This window comes from Hydrogenophaga sp., from assembly GCF_026125825.1.
In the GTDB taxonomy this organism is placed as follows: Bacteria; Pseudomonadota; Gammaproteobacteria; order Burkholderiales; family Burkholderiaceae_C; genus Hydrogenophaga.
In genome coordinates this window covers 141,551-165,764 of record NZ_JAHCKK010000002.1, presented here as the reverse complement: position 1 = coordinate 165,764, position 24,214 = coordinate 141,551, and the positions used below count along the sequence as shown (strand labels likewise).

General features: G+C 71.4%; 28 protein-coding genes. 13 read left to right on the top strand and 15 right to left on the bottom strand.

From position 1 onward, the window contains the following. Positions 1 to 5: 5 nt before the first annotated feature. The 6 genes from KIT86_RS02055 to KIT86_RS02030 form a co-directional block, all read right to left on the bottom strand. Positions 6 to 1,709, bottom strand: a complete 1,704-nt coding sequence (locus KIT86_RS02055) for a sulfatase-like hydrolase/transferase (RefSeq protein WP_297394555.1) — start codon at positions 1,707 to 1,709, stop codon at positions 6 to 8. Then, positions 1,706 to 2,323 (bottom strand): YceI family protein, encoded by a 618-nt coding sequence (locus tag KIT86_RS02050; protein WP_297394554.1) that lies wholly within the window; start codon positions 2,321 to 2,323, stop codon positions 1,706 to 1,708. The genes KIT86_RS02055 and KIT86_RS02050 overlap by 4 nt, the downstream gene beginning before the upstream one ends. 3 nt (positions 2,324 to 2,326) lie before the next feature. Continuing rightward, the gene (locus KIT86_RS02045; RefSeq protein WP_297394551.1) at positions 2,327 to 3,106 is read right to left on the bottom strand and encodes a CDP-alcohol phosphatidyltransferase family protein; all 780 of its coding nucleotides are present in this window, start codon (positions 3,104 to 3,106) and stop codon (positions 2,327 to 2,329) included. Between the two features lie 92 nt (positions 3,107 to 3,198). Beyond that, complete coding sequence (locus KIT86_RS02040; RefSeq protein WP_297394548.1) at positions 3,199 to 4,485, bottom strand: arsenic transporter; 1,287 nt, start codon at positions 4,483 to 4,485, stop codon at positions 3,199 to 3,201. A 6-nt stretch (positions 4,486 to 4,491) separates the two neighbouring features. Further along, positions 4,492 to 4,995 (bottom strand): arsenate reductase ArsC, encoded by a 504-nt coding sequence (locus KIT86_RS02035; RefSeq protein ID WP_297394546.1) that lies wholly within the window; start codon positions 4,993 to 4,995, stop codon positions 4,492 to 4,494. Positions 4,996 to 5,014: 19 nt separating this feature from the next. After that, entirely contained in the window at positions 5,015 to 5,338 is a 324-nt protein-coding gene (locus tag KIT86_RS02030) for a helix-turn-helix domain-containing protein (protein ID WP_297394543.1), read from the bottom strand. 91 nt (positions 5,339 to 5,429) lie between these two features. Between KIT86_RS02030 and KIT86_RS02025 the strand changes: the two genes are divergently transcribed. The 5 genes from KIT86_RS02025 to KIT86_RS02005 are packed head-to-tail and all read left to right on the top strand — an operon-like array spanning position 5,430 to position 9,291. Then, positions 5,430 to 6,434 carry a zinc-binding alcohol dehydrogenase gene (locus tag KIT86_RS02025; protein ID WP_297394540.1) on the top strand — a complete coding sequence of 335 codons (1,005 nt, stop codon included), beginning with the start codon at positions 5,430 to 5,432 and terminating at the stop codon, positions 6,432 to 6,434. Between the two features lie 31 nt (positions 6,435 to 6,465). Next, entirely contained in the window at positions 6,466 to 6,888 is a 423-nt protein-coding gene (locus tag KIT86_RS02020; RefSeq protein ID WP_297394538.1) for a 6-carboxytetrahydropterin synthase, read from the top strand. A gap of 3 nt (positions 6,889 to 6,891) precedes the next feature. Continuing rightward, positions 6,892 to 7,947, top strand: a complete 1,056-nt coding sequence (locus tag KIT86_RS02015) for a glycosyltransferase family 4 protein (protein ID WP_297394535.1) — start codon at positions 6,892 to 6,894, stop codon at positions 7,945 to 7,947. After that, positions 7,944 to 8,777: a hypothetical protein gene (locus KIT86_RS02010; protein ID WP_297394533.1), complete on the top strand. Its 834-nt coding sequence runs from the start codon at positions 7,944 to 7,946 to the stop codon at positions 8,775 to 8,777. Before KIT86_RS02015 ends, KIT86_RS02010 begins: the two co-directional genes overlap by 4 nt. A 16-nt stretch (positions 8,778 to 8,793) precedes the next feature. Beyond that, positions 8,794 to 9,291 carry an NYN domain-containing protein gene (locus KIT86_RS02005; RefSeq protein ID WP_297394530.1) on the top strand — a complete coding sequence of 166 codons (498 nt, stop codon included), beginning with the start codon at positions 8,794 to 8,796 and terminating at the stop codon, positions 9,289 to 9,291. Here KIT86_RS02005 and KIT86_RS02000 read toward each other — a convergent pair. Then, positions 9,277 to 10,167 (bottom strand): RibD family protein, encoded by an 891-nt coding sequence (locus tag KIT86_RS02000; RefSeq protein WP_297394527.1) that lies wholly within the window; start codon positions 10,165 to 10,167, stop codon positions 9,277 to 9,279. The genes KIT86_RS02005 and KIT86_RS02000 overlap by 15 nt on opposite strands. Positions 10,168 to 10,210: 43 nt before the next feature. Further along, positions 10,211 to 10,789 (bottom strand): hypothetical protein, encoded by a 579-nt coding sequence (locus KIT86_RS01995; protein ID WP_297394523.1) that lies wholly within the window; start codon positions 10,787 to 10,789, stop codon positions 10,211 to 10,213. Positions 10,790 to 10,921: 132 nt separating this feature from the next. Between KIT86_RS01995 and KIT86_RS01990 the strand changes: the two genes are divergently transcribed. Further along, positions 10,922 to 11,539, top strand: coding sequence for an FMN-binding negative transcriptional regulator (locus KIT86_RS01990; protein WP_297394521.1), 618 nt, complete (start codon positions 10,922 to 10,924; stop codon positions 11,537 to 11,539). Positions 11,540 to 11,543: 4 nt separating this feature from the next. On the opposite strand, the gene KIT86_RS01985 is transcribed toward KIT86_RS01990, so the two are convergent. The 4 genes from KIT86_RS01985 to KIT86_RS01970 all read right to left on the bottom strand — a co-directional run bounded on the left by KIT86_RS01985 (position 11,544) and on the right by KIT86_RS01970 (position 15,279). Next, a complete protein-coding gene (locus tag KIT86_RS01985) occupies positions 11,544 to 12,314 on the bottom strand; it encodes an aldolase/citrate lyase family protein (protein WP_297394519.1) in 771 nt (256 codons plus the stop codon). Positions 12,315 to 12,418: 104 nt separating this feature from the next. Beyond that, positions 12,419 to 13,237 (bottom strand): IclR family transcriptional regulator C-terminal domain-containing protein, encoded by an 819-nt coding sequence (locus KIT86_RS01980; protein WP_297394517.1) that lies wholly within the window; start codon positions 13,235 to 13,237, stop codon positions 12,419 to 12,421. Between the two features lie 80 nt (positions 13,238 to 13,317). Then, positions 13,318 to 14,286: a D-2-hydroxyacid dehydrogenase gene (locus KIT86_RS01975; RefSeq protein ID WP_297394514.1), complete on the bottom strand. Its 969-nt coding sequence runs from the start codon at positions 14,284 to 14,286 to the stop codon at positions 13,318 to 13,320. Between the two features lie 6 nt (positions 14,287 to 14,292). Beyond that, positions 14,293 to 15,279 carry a tripartite tricarboxylate transporter substrate binding protein gene (locus KIT86_RS01970; RefSeq protein WP_297394512.1) on the bottom strand — a complete coding sequence of 329 codons (987 nt, stop codon included), beginning with the start codon at positions 15,277 to 15,279 and terminating at the stop codon, positions 14,293 to 14,295. Between the two features lie 181 nt (positions 15,280 to 15,460). On the opposite strand from KIT86_RS01970, the gene KIT86_RS01965 reads away from it, so the two are divergent. The 4 genes from KIT86_RS01965 to KIT86_RS01950 are packed head-to-tail and all read left to right on the top strand — an operon-like array spanning position 15,461 to position 18,873. Continuing rightward, positions 15,461 to 16,336, top strand: a complete 876-nt coding sequence (locus KIT86_RS01965; protein ID WP_297394510.1) for a hypothetical protein — start codon at positions 15,461 to 15,463, stop codon at positions 16,334 to 16,336. After that, the gene (locus tag KIT86_RS01960; RefSeq protein ID WP_297394507.1) at positions 16,333 to 17,205 is read left to right on the top strand and encodes an amidohydrolase; all 873 of its coding nucleotides are present in this window, start codon (positions 16,333 to 16,335) and stop codon (positions 17,203 to 17,205) included. The genes KIT86_RS01965 and KIT86_RS01960 overlap by 4 nt, the downstream gene beginning before the upstream one ends. A 27-nt stretch (positions 17,206 to 17,232) precedes the next feature. Further along, positions 17,233 to 18,225 (top strand): NAD(P)-dependent oxidoreductase, encoded by a 993-nt coding sequence (locus tag KIT86_RS01955; RefSeq protein ID WP_297394503.1) that lies wholly within the window; start codon positions 17,233 to 17,235, stop codon positions 18,223 to 18,225. A gap of 21 nt (positions 18,226 to 18,246) precedes the next feature. Beyond that, on the top strand, positions 18,247 to 18,873 hold the full coding sequence (locus KIT86_RS01950) for a flavin reductase family protein (RefSeq protein WP_297394500.1): 627 nt from the start codon (positions 18,247 to 18,249) through the stop codon (positions 18,871 to 18,873). Positions 18,874 to 18,877: 4 nt separating this feature from the next. Here the strand turns inward: KIT86_RS01950 and KIT86_RS01945 are convergent, their stop codons facing one another. After that, positions 18,878 to 19,324 carry an Rrf2 family transcriptional regulator gene (locus KIT86_RS01945; RefSeq protein WP_297394498.1) on the bottom strand — a complete coding sequence of 149 codons (447 nt, stop codon included), beginning with the start codon at positions 19,322 to 19,324 and terminating at the stop codon, positions 18,878 to 18,880. Continuing rightward, positions 19,315 to 19,737 carry a group III truncated hemoglobin gene (locus tag KIT86_RS01940; protein ID WP_297394495.1) on the bottom strand — a complete coding sequence of 141 codons (423 nt, stop codon included), beginning with the start codon at positions 19,735 to 19,737 and terminating at the stop codon, positions 19,315 to 19,317. The genes KIT86_RS01945 and KIT86_RS01940 overlap by 10 nt, the downstream gene beginning before the upstream one ends. A gap of 224 nt (positions 19,738 to 19,961) precedes the next feature. Between KIT86_RS01940 and KIT86_RS01935 the strand changes: the two genes are divergently transcribed. The 3 genes from KIT86_RS01935 (at position 19,962) to KIT86_RS01925 (ending at position 22,991) form a co-directional block, all read left to right on the top strand. Next, the gene (locus tag KIT86_RS01935; protein WP_297394692.1) at positions 19,962 to 21,047 is read left to right on the top strand and encodes an HPP family protein; all 1,086 of its coding nucleotides are present in this window, start codon (positions 19,962 to 19,964) and stop codon (positions 21,045 to 21,047) included. Between the two features lie 97 nt (positions 21,048 to 21,144). Then, the gene (locus tag KIT86_RS01930) at positions 21,145 to 22,032 is read left to right on the top strand and encodes a universal stress protein (RefSeq protein ID WP_297394492.1); all 888 of its coding nucleotides are present in this window, start codon (positions 21,145 to 21,147) and stop codon (positions 22,030 to 22,032) included. Positions 22,033 to 22,133: 101 nt separating this feature from the next. Further along, on the top strand, positions 22,134 to 22,991 hold the full coding sequence (locus tag KIT86_RS01925; RefSeq protein WP_297394490.1) for an SGNH/GDSL hydrolase family protein: 858 nt from the start codon (positions 22,134 to 22,136) through the stop codon (positions 22,989 to 22,991). Here the strand turns inward: KIT86_RS01925 and opgC are convergent. After that, complete coding sequence (opgC, locus tag KIT86_RS01920; protein ID WP_297394487.1) at positions 22,966 to 24,117, bottom strand: OpgC domain-containing protein; 1,152 nt, start codon at positions 24,115 to 24,117, stop codon at positions 22,966 to 22,968. The two genes, KIT86_RS01925 and opgC, sit on opposite strands and share 26 nt — an antisense overlap. Positions 24,118 to 24,214: the final 97 nt, after the last annotated feature.

The window sequence follows — 24,214 nt, the reverse complement described above, 5'->3', positions numbered from 1 at the left end:
GCCTTTCAGGACCCGGGGTGCGGCGGGCTGCTCGCGGGCGCGCCCACATGCTCGAAGCCCCGCACCTCGCTCGCCCCAGGCGCGTCGAACGCCGCCAGCAGCACCTCGGTCAGCCGGTGCATCGGCCCCAGCGCCTGGGCCGGCGGCGCAAGGCCGGGCACGAACCCGTTGCCCAGCAGGCGCTGCAGCAGGGCGCGGTCCTCGCTGATCACGTGCACCGGCACCTCCCACGACAGCGCCGGCCCGCTCACCAGTGCGGGCGGCTGGTGGTCGCCCACCACCACCACCACCTGAGGCCGGTCCGGGCGCTGCTTGAGGTAGTCGGCCAGCCAGGCGTGCTGGTAGCGCAGGCTGTCCAGATAGGGCTGCAGGGGCTCGCGCACCGCCAGCGGGGCGGCCAGCGCGGCAGAGACCTGCGCTGCGCTGTACGTTTCGGGGCCGGTCCGCAGCGAGCCGCCTGGCACGAACGGCGCGAGCGGGTGGAACGGGGCATGGGTGCTGGTGGTGGGGAACACCACGAAGCGCGGCGCGCGATCCGCAGCGGGCGCGAGCTCCTGCGTGTGCAGCAGCGCCAGCGCCGCCTGATCGGGAATGCGCCAGTAACCGAAGTCGGGCCCGCTGTAGCCCATGTCGGCGTCCTTCGCGAGGCGGTCGAAGCCGTAGAACGCGCCCTCGGGCCAGGGGCGCTTGAGGCCCGGCATCCAGCCCACCGTGCGGTAGCCGTGGCGCGCGAAATGGCGCACCAGCGTGGGCCGGTCGCTGGCGAGCAGCAGGTCGTGGCCGCCCGGGTCGCTGGTGTCCACGCCGGCCAGCAGCGCAGCGTGCGAGCGCCATGAGGCACCGCCGAAGGTGGGCGCGGTCACGCGCGCGCTCACCACGGTACGCCCGCCCGCCTGGATGGCCTCGTCCAGCGCCACGCGCGCCGCCGCCAGCCCGGCAGCCTGCTCCGGCCGGTCGAAGCTCACCGTGCCGTAGGACTCGGCGAACACCAGCAGCACGTCTGCGGGGCCCCGCGGCCCCACCAGGCCCGAGAGGTCGCCGTCGAAAGCCGGGCTCGCGCCCAGCACCGACTCGGCCGATGCCGGCCAGGCCACGCGCGCCAGCAACTGGCCCTGGTGCAGCAGCGTGGGGGTGAGCGGCAGCGAAAAGAACCAGCGCGTGTCGCGCTCACCGGGCACGTAGGCGGCGAAGCTGAGGCTGCAGGCCGCCACGGAGCCCAGCAGCCAGGGCCTGGGGCGCTCCCAGGCCAGGCATTGCGCCAGCACCTCGATCGCCCGGCGCACCAGGCCCACCAGCAGCGCCGCGCCCAGTGGCAGCGCCAGCGCCAGGCCCAGCCACTGCCAGGTCGGCAAGGTCTGGGCGGCCAGCCGCAGCAACTCGGCCGCGTGGCGCCCATCCCAATACACATTGACCGGCCGACCCAGCACGGCCGGGGCCGTCACGTCGGCGTAGCGCACCAGCGCCAGGAAGACGAAGCCCAGCGCCAGCGCGGTCGCCGCGCGCGCCGAGAGCCGGCCGCGCCAGAGCACCCAGCCCATCAGCGCCGCCACGGCCAGGCACAACTCGAACGACAGGCGGGGCATGGTGCGCCCGCCAAAACCCGGCCAGCGGTTTTCAAAGGTCCACAGCGCGTTCAGCAGCGCGAACGCCAGGCCAAAGCGCAGCAGCCACGGCCACCAGCGCGGCGGCGCGGCGCGCGCCCCGCTCACTGGCGCACCGCTTCAAACTCGATGATCAGCGGCACGTCGTCACCCACCCAGCCATTGGACACGGCGTAGTTCATGCCGTAGGCGCTGCGCTTGAAGCTGCCGCGCGCCGACACACCCATGGTGTAAGGCTTGCGCAGCGGGCCGCCCATGGGCGACTCGGCGCTCTTGTTCCAGGTCGCCTGCAGCGTCAGCGGCAGCGACTTGCCCAGCAGCTCCAGCTGCCCGTTGATCTCGAAGTTGCGCTCGCTGGTGCGCCGTGCGCTGCCGGCCGTGAACACCATGCGGGGAAACTCGCCGCTGTTGAGGAAATCCGGCCCCTTCAGGTGCTCGTCGCGCTTGCGCTGGTTGCTGAAGACGCTGGCCGTCTCCACCTCGATGCGCACGTCCGACAGCGTGGCCGTCGCCTCGTCAAAGCGGTAGCTGCCGCGCGCCGAGCGGAACAGGCCCAGCACCTTGGCGTAGCCGATGTGGTCCACCAGGAAGGCGATGGTGATGTGGTCCGGGTCCAGCTCGTACCGGGCCGCCTGGGCGTGCGCGGGCGCGGCGGCCAGGAGCGAGGCGCACAGCGCCAGTGGCAGGAGGAGGGACGACAAGGAAAAAACAGAAGTGCGCATGGCTCAGGTCTCCTTGAGGGTGGGGCGCTGGCGCGCCAGGGTCCGGATGTCGATGGCGAAAGAGAGGCTCAGCAAGGCCAGGCTGGCAGCGGCCAGCCAGGCCGCCAGCCCGGGCGGCACGATGGGGCCCAGGCAGACAATGAGCGCGGTGATCTGCACCACGCACACCGTCTGGCGGCGTTTGCTCGGCGGCAGCGTGCCAGCCAGCCAGGGCCACGGCCGGGAGGCGGCCACGAAGGCGTAGCGCATCAGCCCCGAGGCCAGCACCCAGGGCCCGGCCTGACCGGCCTGCAGCACCAGCGCGCACAGCACCAGGGTGAAGGCCGCGTCGGTCTCCATGTCGAAACGGGCGCCAAACGCGCTGGCCAGCCCGCTGCGCCGGGCCAGCGCGCCGTCCACCGCGTCCAGCAGGGCCGTGGCGGTGGCCGTCACCACCAGCCCCCACGCCACCGGGGCCATCGAAGCCAGGGGCGGGCGCGGAAGGGCCTCGCCCACCAGGGCCGCGAGCAGGGCCATCGAACCCAGCCGCGCCAGCGTCACGCGGTTGGCGGCGCCAAAGCGGGGGTGCCGGTGGTGGGGCAGCGCGCGCCACACCAGCCAGGCGCCCAGGCCGTACACGAGCCAGGTCTTGGCCATGTAGTCCAGGCCCAGGCCGCCCGCCGCGCCCAGCGCGCTGGCCAGCACGCCCACCAGCGCAGCCACCACCGCCAGGTCGCGCGCGGCGTCACGCCGCAGGCCGGCGAGGCCCGCGTTGGCGCCGAGGGAAGCTCCGTTGATCTTCATGGGTGGTGGCGGCCATCATGGCACGCTCCCCCATCCGACACCACCCGGGTCGATTCGTTCACCGGCGCCGGGCCGCACCCGGCGTGCGCGCGTCAGGTGCCGCCCAGGCGAAGAGCCAGGGCCGCCAGCGTGACCGCCAGAACCGGCAGCGTCAGCACCACGCCCACCCGGAAGTAGTAACCCCAGGCGATGGTGACCCCCTTGCGCGCCAGCACGTGCAGCCACAGCAGCGTGGCCAGGCTGCCGATGGGCGTGATCTTGGGGCCCAGGTCGCAGCCGATGAGGTTCGCGTAGACCATGGCCTCCCTCACCACGCCGGTGGCGGCGGACTGCTCGATGGACAGCGCGCCCACCAGCACCGTGGGCATGTTGTTCATCACCGACGACAGCGCGGCCGCCAGGAAACCCGTGCCCATGGCCGCGCCCCACACGCCGCCCTGGGCGAAGCTGTCCAGCAGCGTGGCAAGGTGGCCGGTCAAGCCGGCGTTGCGCAGGCCGTAGACGACCAGGTACATGCCCAGCGAAAACACCACGATCTGCCAGGGCGCGTCCTTCAACACCTTGCGCGTTCCGATGACGTGGCCCCGGGCCGCCACGGCCAGCAGGATGACCGCACCGACCGCGGCCACCGCGCTCACCGGCACGCCCAACGGTTCCAGCCCGAAAAAGCCCACCAGCAAGAGCGCCAGCACCCCCCATCCGGCGCGGAACGTGTTCAGGTCGCGGATGGCGGCGGCGGGCACCTTGAGCTGGCGCACGTCGTAGGTGGCCGGCAGGTCGCGGCGGAAGAAGCCATAGAGCACCGCCAGGCTGGCGGCCACGGACGCCAGGTTCACCGGCACCATCACGGCGGCGTAGCGGTTGAAACCGATGTCGAAGAAATCGGCCGAGACAATGTTCACGAGGTTGGACACCACCAGGGGCAGGCTGGCCGTGTCGGCGATGAAGCCCGCCGCCATGACGAAGGCCAGCGTGGTGGCCGGCGAGAAACCCAGCGCGAGCAGCATCGCCATGACGATGGGCGTCAGGATCAGGGCAGCCCCATCGTTGGCGAAGAGCGCAGCGACCACCGCGCCCAGCAGCACGATGAGGGCAAACAGGCGATGGCCCCGCCCGCCGCCCCAGCGCGCAAAGTGCAGGGCAGCCCACTCGAAGAAACCCGCCTCGTCCAGCACCAGGCTGATGACGATGACCGCCACGAAGGTCGCCGTGGCGTTCCAGACGATGTTCCAGACCACGGGAATGTCGGCCAGTTGAACGACACCCGCCAGCAGCGCCACCAGGGCGCCGAGCAGCGCGCTCCAGCCGATCCCCAGGCCCCGGGGTTGCCAGATGACGAGGAGCAGCGTGACCGCAAAAATCAGGACGGCGGTGGGCATACCGGCTCAGCGCTGGGCCAGTTCGCGCGCGGTGCGCTGCAGCGCCAGGCGGTCCACGCTGGCCGGCGGCAGGTTGACCAGCAGCTCCAGTCGCCGGCGGATGGCCAGCAGGGTTTCGCGGAAGGCCTCCAGTTGCTGCTCGTGCGTGCCCTTGGTCTCCGACGGGTCGGCGTAACCCCAGTGCGCGGTGGCGGGCTGGCCGGGCCAGTAAGGGCAGGTCTCGCCTGCGGCGTTGTCGCACACCGTGATGACGAGGTCCATGTGGGGCGCATCCGCCGACCCGAACTCATCCCAGTTTTTGCTGTGCAGACCTTCGGTGGAAATGCCCGCGCGCCGCAGGACCTCCAGAGCCAGTGGATGGGGTTGCTGGTTCTCGCGCGGGCTGCTGCCGGCCGAGAAGGCCCGGAAGCGGCCCTTGCCAAGGTGGTTCAGCGTGGCCTCGGCCAGGATGCTGCGGGCCGAGTTGTGTGTGCAGAGGAAGAGCACGTTCATAGGAGGGTGCGTGGTCATGGTGGAGGTCGTTGAAAGATCAGCAGGGACAGGCGGGCTCGCCGTCCACGGCGCAGGCCGCGCCCTGGCAGCAGTTGTCGGTGAGGTAGCCGAGCAGCCCGTTCATCTGCTCGAAGGCGGCGCGGTAGACCAGGTGGCGGCTGGAGCGCTCCTGCGTCACCAGCCCCGCCGAAGTCAGCTCCTTCAGGTGGAACGACAGCGTGGTGTTGGGAATGCCCAGCGCCTCGCTCATCACGCCCGGCGTGAGCCCTGCCTGGCCATTGACCACCAGGGCGCGGAACACCCGCAGGCGAAGCGGGTGGGCCAGGGCGCCGAGCGCGCGGATGACGTCGGTTTCGTTCATGGCTGGATCATACGATATTTCGACTAATGTGGAAATGTCGTCATGGGTCAAACTACCTCACTCCCAGCGCCACCCCATTTCTCGCAGGCCCATGCCCATCGCCGCCGATCCGTCCGCCGCCATTGCCGCCCAGGCCTGCTGGGTGATCGCCCCCGGCCGCGCCGAAATCCGCGACGAGACCCTGCCACCGCTGCCCGATGGCATGGCCCGCGTGCGCACCCTGCACACCGGCGTGAGCCGGGGCACCGAGGGCCTGGTGTTCCGGGGCGAGGTGCCGGCCAGCGAGGCGCAGCGCATGCGCGCGCCGTTCCAGGCGGGGGACTTTCCCGGCCCGGTGAAATACGGCTATGTGAACGTGGGGGTGGTCGAAGCCGGCCCGCCCGAGCTGCTGGGGCGCGAGGTGTTCTGCCTGCACCCGCACCAGACCATGTTCCAGGTGCCCGCGGCCGCGCTGGTGCCATTGCCCGCCGGCGTGCCCGCCGCGCGCGCCGTGTTGGCTGCCAACCTGGAGACCGCCATCAACGCGCTGTGGGACGCCCAGCCCAACCCGGGCGACCGCATCGCCGTGGTGGGTGGCGGCACACTGGGCCTGCTGGTGGCCTGGCTCGCGGCGCGCCTGCCCGAGGGCCGCGTGCAAGTGGTCGACACCAACCCCGCGCGCGCGGGCATCGCGGCCGCGCTCGGTGCCGGCTTTGCCTTGCCGGAAGCCGCGCAGCCGCAGGCCGATCTGGTCATCCACACCAGTGGCCAGTCGGCCGGGCTGGCCACCGCCCTGGGCCTGGCCGCGTTCGAAGCCACCGTGCTCGAACTCAGCTGGTACGGCAGCCGCCTCGTCAGCGTGCCGCTGGGCGAGGCCTTCCACTCCCAGCGGCTCACGCTCAAGAGCTCGCAGGTCGGCCATGTGGCCCGGCGCCAGCGCGACCGCTGGAGCCACCGCCAGCGCCTGGAACTCGCGCTCTCGCTGCTCACCGAGCCGGCACTGGACGCGCTCGTCACCCACGCCGCGCCCTTCGCCGAGCTGCCGCAGGTGCTCGCGCGCCTGGCCGGCACCGATGCGCCCGACACCTTGTGCCAGCGCATCGACTACCCTGCCTGAACCTTCCCGCCCTTCAAAGGACCCTCCACCGATGTACGCCGTCAACGTCAGAGACCACTTCATGATCGCCCACAGCTTCCAGGGAGCGGTGTTCGGACCGGCGCAGCGCATGCACGGCGCCACCTACGTGGTCGACCTCGAGCTGCGCCGCGAGTCGCTGGACGCCGATGGCATCGTGGTCGACATCGGCCTGGCCACGCAGGTCCTGCGCGAAACCCTGGCCGTGCTCAATTTCCAGAACCTGGACGACATGCCCGAGTTCAAGGGGCGCAACACCACCACCGAGTTCCTGGCGCGCGTGATCTTCGACCACATCGCCGTGCGCATCGCCGCCGGTGCGCTCGGCGCGCAGGCGCTGCCTGACGCGCAGTCGGCCGGCCTGCAGCAGATGAAAGTGACCTTGCACGAATCGCATGTGGCGTGGGCCTCTTACGAAGGCCGCTTGCCGGTCTGAGCCATGGCCGGCCCGCGCACCTTCCACTTTCTGCTGCCGGGCGACTGGCACATTCCCACCGGCGGCTACACCTACGACCGCCGGCTCTCGCTGGCCCTGGGCGAGCAGGGCTGGACGGTGCTGCCGCAGGTGCTCGACGGCGCCTGGCCCTGGCCCGACGACAGCGACCTCTCGGCCGCGCTGGCCCGGATCGCGGCCCTGCCCGATGGGGCCCTGGTGATCGCCGACGGCCTGGCCTTCGGCGCGCTGGCGCGCGCCGTGCGGCCGCACGCCCGCCGCCTGCGCTGGGTCGCCCATGTGCACCACCCGCTGCACCTGGAAACCGGCCTGAGCGCCGCGGACAGCGCGCAGCTGCGCGCGGCCGAAGCGCAGGCCCTGCAACTGGCGCGGCAGGTGGTGGTGCCCAGCCGCCGCACCCTCGACGACGTGGCCGACCTGGGCGTCCCGCCCGAGCGCATCGCCGTGGTGGAGCCCGGCACCGACCCTGCGCCCCTGCCACCGCCCAAGGCCCGGCCGGCGGGCCCGGTGCAATTGCTCTGCGTGGCCACGCTCACGCCCCGCAAGGGCCATGCGCTGCTTCTGCAGGCGCTTGCCGGCCTCACGCGGCTGCCGTGGGTGCTGCACCTCGTGGGCAGCGCCGAACGCGACCCCGGCACCGCCGCGCGCCTGCAGGCGCTGGCCGCGCCGCTGGGCGAGCGCGTCGTCTGGCACGGCGAGCTGCCGGGCCCGGCGCTGCGCGCCCACTACCTGGCGGCCGATGTCTTCGTGCTGCCCTCGCTTTATGAAGGCTACGGCATGGTCATCGCCGAAGCCGTCGCCCATGGCCTGCCCGTCGTCACCACCGATGGCGGGGCGCTGGCCCACACCCTGCCTGCCGGTGCGGGCCTGCAGGTGAGCGCCGGTGACGGGCCCGCCCTGCAGGCCGCGCTGGAGCGCGTGCTGTCCGATGCCGGGCTGCGCGAGCACCTGGCCGCTGGCGCGCGCCAAGCCGCCGCCGCGCTGCCCACCTGGGCGCAGCAGGCCGCTCGCTATGCGGCCGTGCTGGAGGCCGTGGCATGAGCGGCGCCCGTTTCAGCGCCGACTGGCTGCAACAGCGCGAGCCCTTCGACACCGCAGCGCGCGACGAGGCCGCCCGGCACCTGCAACTGGCCGCGCGGCTCCATGCCATGGCCCCACCGGCGGGCACGCCCTGGCGCGTGATCGACCTGGGCTGCGGGACCGGCGCGAACCAGCGCTGGCTCGCCCCCCGCCTGGGCGGGCCGCAGCAATGGCTGGTGGTCGACCACGACGCCGCGCTGCTGCACGGCTGGCCCTCCAGCGCCAGCGGCCCCGGCTTCGAGGTCGCCAGCGTCTGCCGTCAACTGGACCTCGCGCGCCACCTGGACACCTTGCCCTGGCACGCGGCCCACCTCGTCACCGCGTCGGCCTTGCTCGACCTCGTGAGCGCCGACTGGTTGCAGCGGCTGGTGTCGCACGCCGTGGCCGCCCGCGCGGCCATGCTCTTCACCCTCAACGTGGACGGCCACCACGAATGGGACCCCGCCGACCCGCTGGACTCGACCGTGGACCGGCTGTTCGCGCAGCACCAGCGGCGCGACAAGGGCTTTGGCCCCGCGCTCGGCGCCGCTGCCGTGCCGGCCTTGCGCCGCGCGTTGCAGGGCAGCGGCTACCGCGTGTTCAGCGCGGCCAGCGACTGGCGCATCCACAGCCTGGAAAGCGCCCACGCTGGCGCGCTGCAGCACGCGCTCATCGACGGCATCGCCCACGCCGCGTGCGAGCAGGAGCCTGCGGCCCTCGCCGCGCTGGAGGCGTGGCGCCAGCGGCGGCACGCCCAGGCCGCGTCCGGCCGCCTGCGGGTGGGGCACGTGGACCTGCTGGCCCTGGGGTGAAGCGCGTCTTGCGGAAGTGCCGGCCAGTCACCGGCTCGAGCAACACCCATCGTCTTTCATCCTCACGCCCCGTCCACCGCGCCTGGCGGTGCTGATCGATGCCGAAAACCTCAGCGCGCGATACGCCGCGCCGCTCATGGAGAGGGCCGCCACCTTCGGCAAGCCCACCGTGCGCTGCGCGTATGGTCAATGGACCGGGCCACAGCTCACCCCCTGGAAGAACGTGCTGCACACGCTCGCCATCCAGCCGTGCCATCAGTTCCGCTGCACCAAGGGCAAGAACGCGAGCGACAGTCTGCTGGTGATGGACGCGATGGAGCTGTTGCTCACCGGCGCGGTGGACGGTTTCTGCCTCGTGTCGTCGGGCAGCGATTACACGGGGCTGGTCGGGCGCATCCAGCAACGGGGTCTGCCGGCCTACGGTTTCGGCCTGCGCTGCGCCTCGCCGGCCTTCATGGCCGCTTGCGACGAGTTCGTGGTGCTCGACGAGGCCAGCGCCCTAAGCGCGGCGTGATCGGCTGAGGTCCAGGTCCCACAGCATGTCCTCGCCCAGGGGCAGGGTGCGCGTGGGCGGGCGAGGGCAGTCGGCCATGACATCGTGCGCGGGTGCGCGCAGGCCGCGCCGGCCCTGGCCGATGAGCACGGGCGCGATGATGAGGTGCAGGCGGCTGAGCACGTCGGCGGTGAAAAAGCGCGAGACCGTCATGCCGCCGCCTTCGACGAACAGCACGCGCAGGCCTCGCGCGGCCAGGGCGTTTGCAACGAGCGCGGGGCGGTAGCCGTCGCCTTGCGCGTCGAGCAGGCCGTCCACCGCCAGAACCTCGGCCGGCGCGCCGACCAGGCGCTCGCGGGCCAGCGCGGCGTGCCGCGCATCGCAGACCCAGAGGCTGGGGCCTTGCCCATCGCGGAACACGCGCGAGCGGCCGTCCAGGCGCACGGCGGGGTCCACCACCACGCGCACCGGCTGCGGGCCGGGCACGCGGCGCGTGGTGAGCTGGGGGTTGTCGATGGCGACCGTGCCGGCGCCGACGAGCACCGCGTCGCACAGTGCGCGCAGGCGGTGCAGGTGCAGCAGGCAGTGCGGGCCGTTGACGTAGTAGGAGTCGCCGGTGACCGTGGCCACGAAACCGTCGAGGCTCTGGCCGAGCTGGGCCACGGCCCAGGGGGTGTCGCGGCCACCGTGGCGCGCATCGAGCAAGGGTTTGTAGAGCGTGAACAGCTCGGCGCTTCGCGAGCTCTCGGCGCTCGCCAGTTGCCAGCCGTGCTCTGCGCACCAGTGCAGCGGCTGGGCGGCCTGCCCGGTGGTGCGGGCGTGCAGCATCTGCTGCCAGAGGGCGGGCCAGTCGGCGGGGATGTCCGGGGCGGTCGTGGCGTCCGTGGGTGGTGGCATGGCGGCCATCATCGCATTGCGCGACAGGTGCCGGGCCGTGGGGTCATTTCCACTGCGGGGTGTAGTAGAGGTCGTCGGTGGCGCTGCCGGCGGCCCCGGCGTTCCAGGGGGCCATGGGCAGGGCCGCGGCGATCCACAGCGCGGCCAGCAGCTGGGGCAGCAGGGCGGCCGGCGCCATCCACAGCCCGGAAGAAGGCCGCCACCATGACCACAGGCCCGGCACGGCGGTGGCCACCGCCACCATCAGCGCCAGCTGGGCCAGCAACAGCGAACCGCCGAGCCCAGCCGCCGCCGCCAGGCCCAGGCAGGCCAGGGTGAGCACGGCTGCGAAGGCGATGCCGCGCCACCAGGGGCGAGCGGTGGGCAGGCCACGGGTGGCTCGCCACAGCAACAGTGCGGCGATCGCGGTGCCCGCCAGCGCGATCCAGGGCAATTTCTGTGCGCGGGCCGCGGCGGGCCAGTCGAACCCGGGGAAGACGGCGAACGCCACCAGCAGGCCCAGGGCGGCGCCGAGCGCGGCCCGGTTGGGCCCGGCCGCGCGCAGCAGGGCGGCCACGCCCGCGATGCACAGCAGCAGGGGCAGCACAAGACTTTGAAAGGCGGGGTGGTTCAGGAGGTTCATGGTGGTGTGGCGATGGTCGGGGCGGTTCCAGGTCGCCGCATGGCGATGCGCAGGGCCCTGCGCTCATGATAGGAGCGGGCGCGGCGTCTGCGAACCGGCGTTACAGTGATCTGTTCCCCAAGAGGCCGCGCCATGTATCTGCCACCCCAGTTCACCGCCAAGGACCCCGCCATCGCCCTGGAGCTGATGCGCGCGCATCCGTTTGCCAGCCTGATCTCCACCGACGACGAGGGCCTGCCCTTCGTCACCCACCTCCCGCTGCACCTGCTGCAGGAGGAGGGCGGCCTCACGCTGCTGGGCCACTGCGCCAAGCCCAATGCGCACGGGCGCTATCTGACGGCCCGCCCGCGCGCGGTGGTGGCTTTTCTCGGGCCGCACGCCTACATGACGCCGCGCGTCTACCCGGACCTGGCCCGCGTGCCGACCTGGAGTTACCTGGCGGTGCATGCCACGGTGCAGGCGCGCGTGCTGGAGGCCTTCGACGACAAGGACCGCCTGCTCAAGCACCTGATCCACGACCACGACCCGGCCTACGCCCCCCAGTGGCGCGGGCTGGACGAAGACTTCCAGCACCGGCTGATGCAAGGCATCACCGCTTTCGAGCTGCGGGTGACGGATCTTCAGTGCAAGGTCAAGCTCAACCAGCACCGGCCCGAGTCGCACGCCGCGATGCTGGCGGCCTATGAGGCCGGCAATGCGAACGAACAGGCGCTGGCCGGCTGGATGCGCCGGCTGGGCATGGCGGCCTGAGCCCTCAGCGCCGCGCGGCCGTCTGGCGCAGCGCGGTGGAGGCCGCGGCGAACTGCTGGGTCGCCTGGCGCAGCAGCGACTGATCGGACGAAACCACGAAGCAGTCGATGCCGCGTTCGCGGAACGCGATGGCTTCGGCCTCGTTGGGCACGAACATGGCCGCGCTCACGCCTGCGGCCTTGGCCGCTTCGATGATGCGGCCGCAGGCCTCGGAGACGGCGGGCGCGCGGTTGTCGTCCAGCCCCATCGACAGGGCGAGGTCGGCCCGGCCGATGAAGAGGCCGTCCACCCCGGGGGTGGACGCGATGTCGAAGGCTTCGGTGACGCCGTCGGGGCTTTCGATCTGGCACAGGATGAGGGCCTGGTCGCCCGCGTCCAGCGCGTCGGCCATGCGCAGGGTGCCGTAGCCGGCGCAGCGCGGCGAGATGGAAAAGCCCCGGCTGCCCTGGCGGTAGCGCGCGCGCGCGACCACTTCGCGGGCCTGGGCGGCGCTGTCCACGCGCGGCACCAGCAGGCCGGCGGCGCCCAGGTCGAGCACCGACTGGATGGTGGCGGGCGCGTTGTCGGGGATGCGCACGAGCACCGGGATGCCGCTGGCGCGCCCGGCCATCATGTGGCGGTCCAGCGCGAGGCGGTCAAAGGGCGCGTGCTCGGCGTCCACGACCACAAAGTCGAGGTCGGTGGTGCCCAGGATCTCGGTGATCTGGGGCGAGTCGGTTTTCACGAACGTGCCCAGCGTGAGCGCGCGCTGGCGGATGTGGCCCCGGGTTTTCATCGGACGGTGTTTCCTCTGGGTGGGATGCGGGCGGTGTTGCCCGAGCCGCCATGGTCGCCACGCCAGCCGGGCGCGGCAAGCGCCATGGCGCGACTTTCCGCAGGTCAGAAAGGCGCGCCGGTGTCGGGGCTCTGGGGCAGGCGCGCGCCGTAGGCCTGGCTCACGGCGGTGGCGGCCTGCTGCAGCTGCGGTGCGCACTGCGCCACCGTCGCCGGCGTCATGAGGTTGCCAAAGGTGGTCATGCCCATGAGCCCCACGACCTCGGTGCGGTGCATCACCGGCGTGGCCAGGGTGGCCGTGCGCCGCTGCGGGTTGGGTTGGCGCACCGCGTAGCCTTGCTGGCGGATGGCCGCGAGTTCCTGCAGCAGCAGTTCCTCGTGGCCCAGCCGGCTGCCGCCGGGTGAGGCGCGCAGCATGTCGAACAGGATCTCGCGCTCCACTTCGGGGCAGAAGGCCAGGTAGGCCCGGCCCATGGCGGTGTCGGCCAGGCCCAGGCGGCGGCCGATGGTGGTGGCGTGCGCGGCGATCGGGCTGTAGGGCATGCCGCTGTAGCGCACGACGATGGCGTCGCCATCGAGCACGCCCAGCGCCACCGGCCATTTGATGGCCTTGGTCAGGCGCAGCGCCAGGGGCGAGCCCACTTCGACCAGCAGCGACTTCTCGGTGAAGCCGCCGCTCATTTCCAGGATCTTCTCCGTGAGCCGGTAGACGCCCACGCCGCCTTCGAGCCGCACATAACCCTCGAGCTGCAGCGTGTGCAGGATGCGGAAGATGGTGGACTTGGGCAGCGCGGTCTGCAGGTGCAGGCCGTGCAAGCTCCAGGTGGGCTGCGTGTTCATGATGCGCAGGATCTGCAGCGCGCGCGAGATGGCCCGGATCGATCCGCTGGGGTGGTCGTCAGGGGCGTCGGGGTCGTCGGCCATGGGCATCGTCGTCGGACCGCTCCCGCAGGGGCGGGAGGGGGAGCGGATCATACCCGTGAGCTCCATGGCAAGGCCCCGGTTCAATACCACAGGGCCTTGTCGACGCGGTTGGCGAGTTCGCGCCCGGCGAGGAAGCGCTCGCAGTTGTCGCACAGGATCGCGTAGCGGCGCTCGTTGTAGTAGGGCCCCCACATGGCCACATGCGGCGTGATGAACACGCCCGGCTGCGTCCACAGCGGGTGGCCGGCGGGCAGGGGCTCCTGCTCGAACACGTCGAGACCGGCGCCGCCCAGTTCACCGGCCTGCAGCGCGGCAAGGAGATCGTCCAGCCGGGTGGTCATGCCGCGCCCGATGTTGATGAAGAAGGCGCCGCGCTTCATGCGCTGCAAGCGCGCGCGGTCGAACAGCCCTTGCGTCTCGGGCGTGTGCGGCACGGTGACGATGACGAAATCGGCGCGCGGCAGCAGTTCGTCCAGCGCCTGCGCCGGGTGCAGCTCGGCCATGCCCTCGGGTGGTGCGGTGCGCTGCGCGTCGGTGCCGATCACGTGCACGCCGAAGGCGGCGAGCAGGCGCGCAGTTTCCGCGCCGATGCCGCCCACGCCCACGATCAGGGCGGTGGCTTCGGGCAGGTACACCGTGCCCTCGTAGCGCGGCGGCTGGCGCCATTCGCCGCGCTGCTGCTGCGGGATGAATCGGTGCAGCGCGCGCGAGAAGGCCAGCACGAAGGACATGATGTGCGCGCTGATGTGGTCGTTGAAGATGCCGCGCACATTGGTCACGGTCAGGGGGTGGCTCACCAGCTCGGGGAAGAAGTAGCCGGTGGGCGGCGCGGCCAGCGGGGAGTGCAGCCAGCGCAGGCGCGGCGCGGCCGCCAGCAGCGCGGGCGAGAGCGTGCCCACGGCGGCGTCGGCCTGCCCGATGGCTGCCAGGGCCTCGCCCTCGGTCTCGGCCACGACGATCGCCAGCCCGGGCAGGGCCGTGGCCAGCCGCTGCGCCCACTCGCGGGTGGCGGGTATCTGCGGCGGGAGCATCAGCAAGGTGGTGGGCATGGCGGCTTACTCCAGCTTGATGCCGGCCTGCTTGATCACCTTGCCCCACTTGTCGTTTTCCTGGCGCAGGAAGGCCGCATAGCCCTCAGGCGTGCCGCCGACCGGGGAGACGCCGCTGGCGGCCATGCGATCGAGCAGCTCCTTGCTCTTGAGCGCGGTGTTCATGGCGGCGTTGAGCTTGTCGATGCGCGCGGCTGGCGTGCCCTTGGCGACGTGCAGGCCGACCTGCGTGGTGGCTTCGTAGCCAGGGTAGCCGGACTCGGCGATGGTGGGCACGTCGGGGTAGGCGGAGACGCGCTTGGGGCCGGTGAGCGCGAGGATGCGCAGCTTGCCCGATTTCACCTGCGGGTCGGCGAAGGACACCGAGGCGACCATGAAATCGATCTGGCCGGTGAGCAGGTCCAGCACGGCGGCGGACTCGCCCTTGTAGTGCACGGTGCCGATGTCCAGCCCGGCCGCGATCTTGAACAGCTCGCCGGCCAGGTGGTTGGAGGTGCCGTTGCCCGGCGTGCCGTAGAACATGCCGCCCGGTTTGCCCTTCGCCTTGGCGATCAGCGCGGCCAGGTTGGCTGCGCCCTTGTCGGCGTTGACGAGGATGGTCTGCTCGATGCGCAGCACGTGGCCCACCGGTGGCAGGTCGGTGGCCACCTTGTACGGCAGCTTGGCGTCCATCAGCGGCAGGATGACGGTGCTGCCGGTGGCGCAGAAGCAGATCGAGTAGCCGTCAGGCGCGGAGCGCGCCACGTTGCCGGTGGCGATCGAGCCTCCCGCGCCCGGCATGTTTTCCACCACCACCGTCTGGCCAAGGGCCTTGGCCATTTCGCCGCCGACGAGGCGGCCGAACAGGTCCATGGTGCCGCCTGCGGCGAACGGCACCACGAGGCGGATGGGCTTGCTGGGAAAGTCATCGGCCTGCGCCTGTGCGGCAGATGCGCCCAGCGCGAGGGCCGCGCCGGCCAGCGCGCCGAGCAGGGTACGTTGAAGTGATTGCATGGATGTCTCCGGGTCTCGATGGGTAGAAAGGGGATGGATCGATGATTCCCGAGCGGCTCTGGGGGTGTCAACGACACTGGGCCCGCTTTCCGGCAGGCAGAAAACGGCGGCGTTCGCATTGCTTCGCCGGCGCGGACCGGGGGATGATCGCTGCATTCCTGATCCCTTCCTCGCTCCCGCCATGTCACTTCCACCCGCTGCCTCTGCTTCCCCTGGTGTCCGTCCGCGCAGTTTCGCGGCCTTCCTGGAGCATCCCGCGCTCACCCTCCGGGGCAACCGCCACCGCCGCATGCGCGCGCAGAACTTCATCGTGGAATGGATCGAGGCGGGCACCGAGCCCTTCGAGGTCGAGAGCACGGCCGAGATGCTGCTCATCTTTCCCGACGCGGGTGCGGTCATCTCGCCAGCCGGGCAGGGGCCCGGCGTGGTGGTGCCCCAAGCGGGCAGCGTGTGCGTGCTGGCCGCCGGCCGCTCCAGCGTGAGGCTGTCCGCGCCCGGCACCTGCGCGGTGATTGCCTCCCACCGGCCGGACATCGAGCCGGCCACGGTGCTCAACGAGGCCGCGTATGCGCAGCCGGACGCGCGCATCAAGCCCACGGGCCAGCCCTTTCGCCGCCGGCCTGGTGCGCCGCTGGTGCAGGTGTTCGACATGGCCCAGGTGCCCGCGCCGGCCGACAACCCGCGCCTGAAGATGCTGCAGACCGACACGCTGAGCATCAACTGGGTGTCGTACCACGGCGTGCGCGACCGCAAGGCGCTCAGCCCGCACAGCCACAGCGACCTGGAGCAGGGCTCGCTCGCGCTGGCGGGGAATTTCATCCACCACCTGCGCGTGAACTGGGGCAAGGACGCCAACCTCTGGCGCGACGACGAGCACCTGGCCGCGCCTTCTCCCTCGCTGGTGGTGGTGCCGGTGGATCTGGTGCACACCACCGAAGGCGTGGGCGATGGCCACCACCTGCTGATCGACCTGTTCAGCCCGCCGCGCGCGGACTTCATCGCGCGCGGCTGGGTGCACAACGCGGGCGACTACAGCGCCAGCGTCACGGCGGCGTGAACGCGCACCACGATTGGCGGCGCGACACGCGCAAGCCGGCGGTGGTGCTGCCTGCGTTGTCGTGCGACTGCGCGGTCCATGTCTTCGACCCCGCGCGCGTGGACCTGCTGCTGCCCGGCCGCCGCTACGAGCCGCCGGTGGCCTGGCTCGATGAACTGCGCACGCTGCACGCGCGCCTGGGTGTGCAGCGCGCGGTGCTGGTGCAGCCCTCGGTGTATGGCAGCGACCACGCGGTGCTGCTCAGCGCCTTGCGCGCGGACCCGGCGTGCTACCGGGGCGTGGCGCTGCTGGACGACAGCGTGTCCGACGCGGCCTGCGAGGAGCTGCAGGCGGCCGGTGTGCGCAGCGCGCGCTTCAACATCCTCTCGCGCTTTGGCGCGGCCTTCGACAGCACCGCCTTTTGCCGCCAGGTGCGCCGGGCCGAGGCGCTGGGCTGGAGCGTTTCGCTGCACGCGACGGCCGCTGAGCTGGCGCAGCACGCGCGCCTCCTGCTGGACCTGCGCACCGAGGTGGTGGTGGACCACCTGGCCTACCTGACTGCCGCCGACCTCGATGGCGAAGGTTTGCGCTTCCTGCGCGAGGCCGTCGCGCGGGGCAACTGGTGGGTGAAGGTCTCGCGCGTGGACCACCGCTTCGCGCCGCCCTACGACGGCGCGCTGGCGCTGATCCGGCGCGTGATCCAGCTCCATCCCGGGCGCATGCTGTGGGCCACCGACTGGCCGCACCCGCTGTACGACGTGGCCACAACCACCATGCCCAACGACGCCGACCTGGTCGAGCTGTTCGCGCGCGCCGTGCCCGACGCCGCCGTGCGCGAGCAGATCCTCGTCCACAACCCCGCCCGTGTGTTTGGTTTTCCAGACGCCTGAACCCCCATTCCCGAGAAGCCCTGCCTTATGACCGACCGACCCCACGAACCCGTCCTGATCTGGGAACGCGTGATGCCCGACGATCCCAGCATCCCCTGGCTGCGCGAGCAGGGCTTCGACGTGCGCCTGGGCCAACCCAACCGCGATCCCGACTACCGCCGCCACCTGGAAGCCGACTTCATCGCCGATGCGAAGGGCTGCCAGGGCGCGCTGATCTCCGGCGGCATCCGCGTCACCCGCGAGGTGTTGGCGGCCTTGCCCGGCCTCAAGGTGATCAGCAAGATCGGCGTCGGCGTGGACACGGTGGACGTCGCGGCCGCAAGCGAGCTGGGCATCGCGGTGTGCAACACGCCCGGCGGCAACGACGCCGTGGCGGTGGCCGAACACGCGCTGACCCTGCTGCTGGCGCTGCGCAAGCAACTGCACGTGTGGACCCGCGAGTACCTGCAGGGCGGCGGATGGCGCACGCCCAGGGTGTTTGCGGGCGGCCTGGACGGCAGCACGCTGGGCATCGTGGGCTTTGGCCGCATCGGCCGCGCGCTGGCGCAGCGGGTGGCGGGCTGGAACGTGCGCGTGCTCGTGCACGACCCCTTGGCCCGCGACTTGCCCCCCGGTGTGCAGGCCGTGGGCATGGACGAGCTGCTGGCGCACAGCGACGCGGTATCGCTCCATTGCCCGGCGCTGCCCGGCGACCGGCCGCTGCTCGATGCGGCGGCGCTGGCGCAGATGAAAGCCGGCGCGGTGCTGATCAACACGGCGCGCGCCACGCTGGTGGAGCGGTCCGCGCTCATTGCCGCGCTGGACGCCGGTCGCCTGGCCGGCGCGGCGTTTGACGTGTTCGACCCGGAACCCCCGGCGCACGACGACCCCTTGCTGGCCCACCCCCGCGTGCTGAACACGCCGCACGTGGCCTCGTGGACCTGGGAAGGTTTCTTCGGCCGCCGCCAGCAGGCCGCCGACAACCTCGCCAAGGTGGTGCGCGGGGAACCGGGCGCCGCCATCGTCAACCCCATTCGCTGATTCCTTCGAGACCCTTCTGCCATGTACATCGACCTCGACACCGCGACCGATTTCAAGCGCTCGCTGTTCAACGCCATCGTCGCGCCCCGGCCCATCGGCTGGATCAGCACGGTCAGCGCGGACGGCCGCGTCAACCTTGCGCCGTTCTCGCATTTCAACCTGGTGTCCACCGCGCCGCCGGTGGTGATGTTCTCCTGCAACGCGCCCGACGACCGCGAGGTGAAGGACACCATCGCCAACGTGCGCGCCACCGGGGAGTTCGTCACCAACCTCGTGACCTGGGACCTGCGCGAGCAGATGAACCTGTCTTCGTTCAACGCGCCCCACGGCACCGACGAGTTCGAGATCGCCGGGCTCGAGAAGGCCGCCAGCAGCAAGGTGCGCCCGCCCCGGGTGGCGGCCTCGCCGGCCTGCATGGAATGCCGGTTGCTGCAGATCGTGAACATCGATCCCATCGGCCCGGGCGACACGTTCAGCAACGTGGTGTTCGGCCGCGTGGTGGCATTGCACCTGGACGACCAGTTCATCGAGCCCGGCGGGCGTTTCGACGTGGTGCGCACCCGCCCGCTCACGCGCCTGGGCGGCAACCAGTACGCCTCTACCGGGCCTGTCGTGGAGCTGGGCCGTCCCAACCCGCCGCGGGCCTGAGGCCTCAGCGCGCCGCCATGCGGTGCACCGTGACGCGGCCGGCCGGCAGGGGCCGCGTGGGCACGATGTCGGCCAGCGTGACGCCGTCGAGCCGCGCGAGGAAGTCCTGCAGGGCGCTGTGCAGCACGCCGGTCAGCGCGCAATCGCCCGTGCGCACGCAGGTGTTGCCGGTGGAGAAGCATTCGACGAGGTGGAAGTCGGGCTCCATGTCGCGCACCACCTCGCCCAGGCCGATCTCGTGGGGTTCGCGGGCCAGCCGCATGCCGCCACCTTTGCCGCGCACGGTCTCGATCCAGCCCAGCAGGCCGAGGTGGTGCGTGACCTTCATGAGGTGGGCTTCGGAGATGCCGTGGGCCTGCGCGGCCTCGGCGATGGTGCACAGCCGCCCGGGTTGCTGGGCGAGGTACATCAGCAGCCGCAGGGCGTAGTCGGTCATGGTGGTCAGGCGCACGGCGGGCCTCCGTCGAGCACCAGGTCGGCGGGCATGGCGTGCGGCCGGTGGCTCATCTGGTAGCCGTACCAGAGGCTTTGCGCGATGCGTTGCGCCATGGCGAAGGCCTGCTCGCCCATGGCGCGGTTGGGCAGGGCGCCGGTGGTCTCGCGAAACAGCGCCAGCCAGCGCTGGAACAGGGCCGGGCTCAGGCCGGGCAGGGCCGCGTGGCGCGGCATGGGCGCGCCGCTGAAGCGCCCGGTGCGGCGCAGGATCGAAGACCAGAAGTCCACCAGGTGCGCCAGGTGGCGGTCCCAATCGTGGATGTGGGCGTCGAAGATGGGGCCGAGCACCTCGTCATGCCGCACCTTGTCGTAGAAGGCGTGGACCATGCTCGAAACCTCTTCCTCGGTGCAGACCGCCATGACGCTCATGATGTTTCCCCAGCACGGACCCCGCGCCCTCGGCGCGCAAAAAGATCCATCTAGAATCAATCTTATGGGAGATCGGGCGCCCCTGCGCGCGCCAGGGCCGCGATGCGGCGCTTCCTTGATCCATCTCAAGACGTCTGGAGACCCGATTGAACCCCGATGGCCAGCCTCCTGTCGCGCGCTTCCAGGGCGCCACCCGTTTTCTCGCGGCGTTCTGGCCGGCGCCGGTGCGCGTGGACGCCCGGGAGCGCTGGCGCAGCGTGGCCGGGGCGGGCCTGGGCATCCTCTTCACGGCGCTGGTGAGCCGCTGGTGGGCCGGAGGCAGTGCCCTGGGGCCCTGGCTGGTGGCGCCGTTGGGCGCCAGCGCGGTGCTGGTCTTTGCGCTGCCCGCGAGCCCGATGGCCCAGCCCTGGTCGGTGGTGGGGGGAAACACGCTCTCGGCGCTGGTGGGCGCGGCCTGCGCGATGCTGGTGCCCGATCCGGCCTGGGCGGCGGCGCTGGCGGTGGCGGCGGCGATTGCCCTGATGTTTGCGCTGCGCTGCCTGCACCCACCCGGCGGCGCGACCGCGCTGCTGACCTCGCTGGGCGCGATGGGCTTTCATTTCGCGGCCTTCCCGATGTTCGTGAACTCGCTGCTGCTGGTGGTCGCGGGCGTGGTCTACAACAGCCTGAGCGGGCGGCGCTACCCCCACGGTCAGGTGCGAGCCTCTCAGGAGCCGACCGCCGTCGCGGCCCGCTTCAGCGCGGCCGATCTCGACGCGGCCCTGGCGCACTACAACCAGGTGCTGGACGTCAGCCGCGACGATCTGGAGGGACTGCTTCACCACGCCGAATCCGCGGCCTACCAGCGCAACTTCGGCAGCCTGCGCTGCGGCGACATCATGACGCCCGAGCCGATCGCGGTGTCCTTTGGCACGCCGCTGCGCGAAGCCTGGGGGTTGATGCGCCAGCACCGCATCAAGGCCCTGCCCGTGGTGGACCGGGCGCGGCGCATCGTGGGCATCGTGACGGTTTCGGATTTCATGCGGCATGCCGAGCTGGACCGGCACGAGGGCATCGGCGAGCGCCTGCGCGCGCTGATGAAGCGCAGCGGCGCGGTGCATTCGGACAAGCCGGAAGTGGTGGGCCAGCTGATGACGCGCGAGGTGCGCGTGGCCAGCGTCAATCGCCACGTGAGCGAGCTGGTGCCCCTGTTCTCGGAAGGTGGACATCACCACATTCCCATCATCGACACCGAGCGCCGGCTGGCCGGAATCATCACGGAGTCGGACCTGGTCAGGGCGCTGCACCGCGTGGCGCAGCCAGCGGCTTGACTCAGATCAAGCCATGGGCACGGCCTGAACGCCCTGGCCCTGAACTGGCCCTAGTCTTCAGGCTTTGCCCTGAATCCCGTTTGAAAGGAGTTTTCGAGTGAGCACACCTGCCACCCCGCGCCACATTCTGCTGGCCACCGACCTCAGCAGCCGCAGCGATCGCGCCCTGGACCGCGCCGCGCGCCTGGCGCGCGAGTGGGATGCGCGCCTGGTCGCGCTGACCGTGGTCGAGCCCGAGCCGGCCGAAGCGCCCACCTCGGTGCTGTCGCGCGCTTCGGGCCTGAGCAGTGGCGCGGTGCGCCGGGCCATGGTGGAGCAGCGCCTGCGCGCAGACCTCGCGGGCGAGCACGCCGACCTCGCGCTGGTGCCCCGGGTGGAGCCGGGCCTGGTCACGGATACCGTGCTCACGGTGGCCTCGGCCGAAGGCTGCGGGCTGATCGTGACCGGTGTGGCACGCAACGAGGCGCTCAGCCGCGTGGTGCTGGGTTCGACCGTCGATGCCCTGGCGCGCCGTTCGCCCGTGCCCTTGCTCGTGGTGCGCAACCGGCCGCGCGCGGCCTACAGCCATGTGATCGTGGCCAGCGATTTCACAGCGGCCTCGCGCCACACCCTGCATACGGCCGCCATGCTGTTTCCGCAGGCCGAGCTCACACTGTTTCACGCCTTCAACAACCCTTACCCGGCGATCGCGGGGGTGGACACCGCGCGCGTGCGCGCCGACGGCCTGGCGCAGGCCCAGCGCGAGGCCGAGGCCTTCATCCAGTCCTGCGAGTGGCCCGAGGCGGGGAACCTGCGCACCTGGCTGGAGCATGGCGACGCCGGCCTGCTGCTGAATGCCCATGGTCAGGCGCACCCGGCGGATCTGGTGGTGCTGGGCACGCAGCAGCGCCGTGGCGTGCTGGGCCTGCTGCTGGGCAGCGTGGCGCAGCGCGCGCTGGAAATGGCCGAAAACGACGTGCTGGTGGTGCCACCGGCGGCCACCTGAGTCCAACGGTTCCGACGGACGGACCGGTCTGGGGCATCCGGACAACAGTTGGGGGACACCCGGGTGGACCGGTCCGATACCGATACTTACACTGGTGGGGTATGAACTTTCCGCGCGCGGTGCTGTCCATTCTGCGCCTGCACCAAGCCCTGACCACCTTGCACCCATTGCCCCCACGCCCATCGCGCTTCTCGCTGCCCCTGCAACTGGCCCTGGCCGGTGCGCTGGGCATCGGCTCCTTGGCCACTGCGCAGGCCGAAACACCCGCAGCGTCCCTGGCAGCGCCGACCGTGCAGCTGGCGGTGGCCGCGCCGGCGAGCCCGGCCGTGGCGCTTCCCCCGGTCGCCCGGCAGCTCGCGGCGGTCGATCCGCGCTGGAGTTCGAGTTTCGAGGCCTTCGCCGCTGCCGACCTGAAGCAGGCGCCGCAACCAGGCGGCGTGGTCTTCGTGGGCAGCTCGTCGATCCGCCTGTGGAACGACCTGGAGACCAGCTTTGCCGAGCAGCCCGTGGTCATCAAGCGCGGCTTTGGCGGCTCGCAGCTGCTGGACTGCGTGAAGCTGGTGGACCGGCTGGTGCTGCCCTACAAGCCCCGCATGGTGGTGGTGTACGCGGGTGAGAACGACCTCTCCGAAGGCGCCACGCCGCGCGACGTGCTGGAGCGTTTCACGGCCTTCGTGCGCGCGGTCAAGGCCGACCTGCCCGAGAGCCGCATCGCCTTCGTCTCCATCAAGCCCAGCCCCTCGCGCGCGGGCATGCTGGCGGCGGTGCGTGAGACCAACGAGCTCATCAAGGCCTACAGCGTGACCGAGCCAAGCCTGGACTTCATCGACGTGTTCTCGTCCATGCTGGGCGCCGATGGGCAACCCCGCCCCGAGCTGTTCCTGGGCGACCGCCTGCACCTCAATGCCGAGGGCTACGCGCTGTGGCAGCGCATCATCGCCCTGCACCTGAAGGGCTGAGTCGGCCGGCGTGCTTTGCGGCGCGGCGGTCCCGGCCCAGCGACACGCGGGCCACGGCCCACAGGGCGTAGAACGCCACAAACAGAATCAGCAGGTCCACCGACCAGGGTCTGGCGGGTTGGGTGGCGCCGAACGCGGCCAGCGCCAGCAGGGCCACCACCAGGTGGGCGCAGAACACCGGCAAGGCCGCCTTGCCCAGGGTCTCCAGCGGCCGCCAGCGCGGCAGGTGCCGCTTGAGCCAGGGGCCGAAATGCATGGCCAGCACCAGCAGGGCCAGCAGGTTGACGAGGCGCAGTGGCCCGAGGTGCCATTTGTCGAACATCAGGTTGACCGCCGAGCCGTTGGGCATGGGCGTCTGGCCCACCGCGTGGCGCCAGAGAAAGGCGCTGAGCGCCAGCGCCAGGGCGGCGAGCAGCATCCAGCGGGGAAAGCGCGTGGCGGTGTGGTCCGGGCGGCTGTGTTCGGTGCCCATCCACAGGCCCATGGTCCACAGGAACTGCCAGGCGAAGATTTCAAACGCGCCCATGTCGCGGTAGCGCACCGGCATGTCGAACCAGCCGAAGGCCAGCTGGTAGAGCGCCGGGCCCAGGCCGAACTGGGCGCCGAACCACAGCGCGAGGCTCAGCGCCATCACCGCGCCCCAGCCGTGCTGCCGGCCGTGCAGCAGCACCAGGGGGCTGAGCAGCATGAACACGATGTAGATCGGCAGGATGTCCAGCAGCGCCGGGCTGTAAAGCAGCAGGCCGGCGCTCAGCGTGGCGACGACCGGCCGTTCGAGGAAGAAGGCGAGCAGGTCGGTCACGGCGCCTTCGCGCAGCGCCAGGCCCAGGCCGGCGATGGCCGTGAAGGCAAACAGCACGAGGGCGAGCTGGCAGGCGTAGAGCTTGAGCGCGCGGTTGAAGAAGGCGTTGGTCATGGCCTGCTCGCCTTGCCTGTCGGCCTTGGCGGAGTACACCCGCCCGGCCATGTAAGCCGACAGCAGCACGAAGCCTTCGGCGGCCGATACGTAGCCCAGCGGCTGACCCAGGGGGTCCGCAAGTTTCGTGGGCAGGTGGGTGAGGGTCATCAGCACGAGCATCAAGCCGCGCATGGCGTCCAGTTCCCACTGGCGATCTTCCTGGCTCATGGCGTGGGCATGGGGGCAGGCGGCGTGCCTGCCGGTTGAATCAATGCCTGATCGGGGGCGCGCCGCGCCGCAAAGTTCCCCGGCGCGCGGCCCGCCG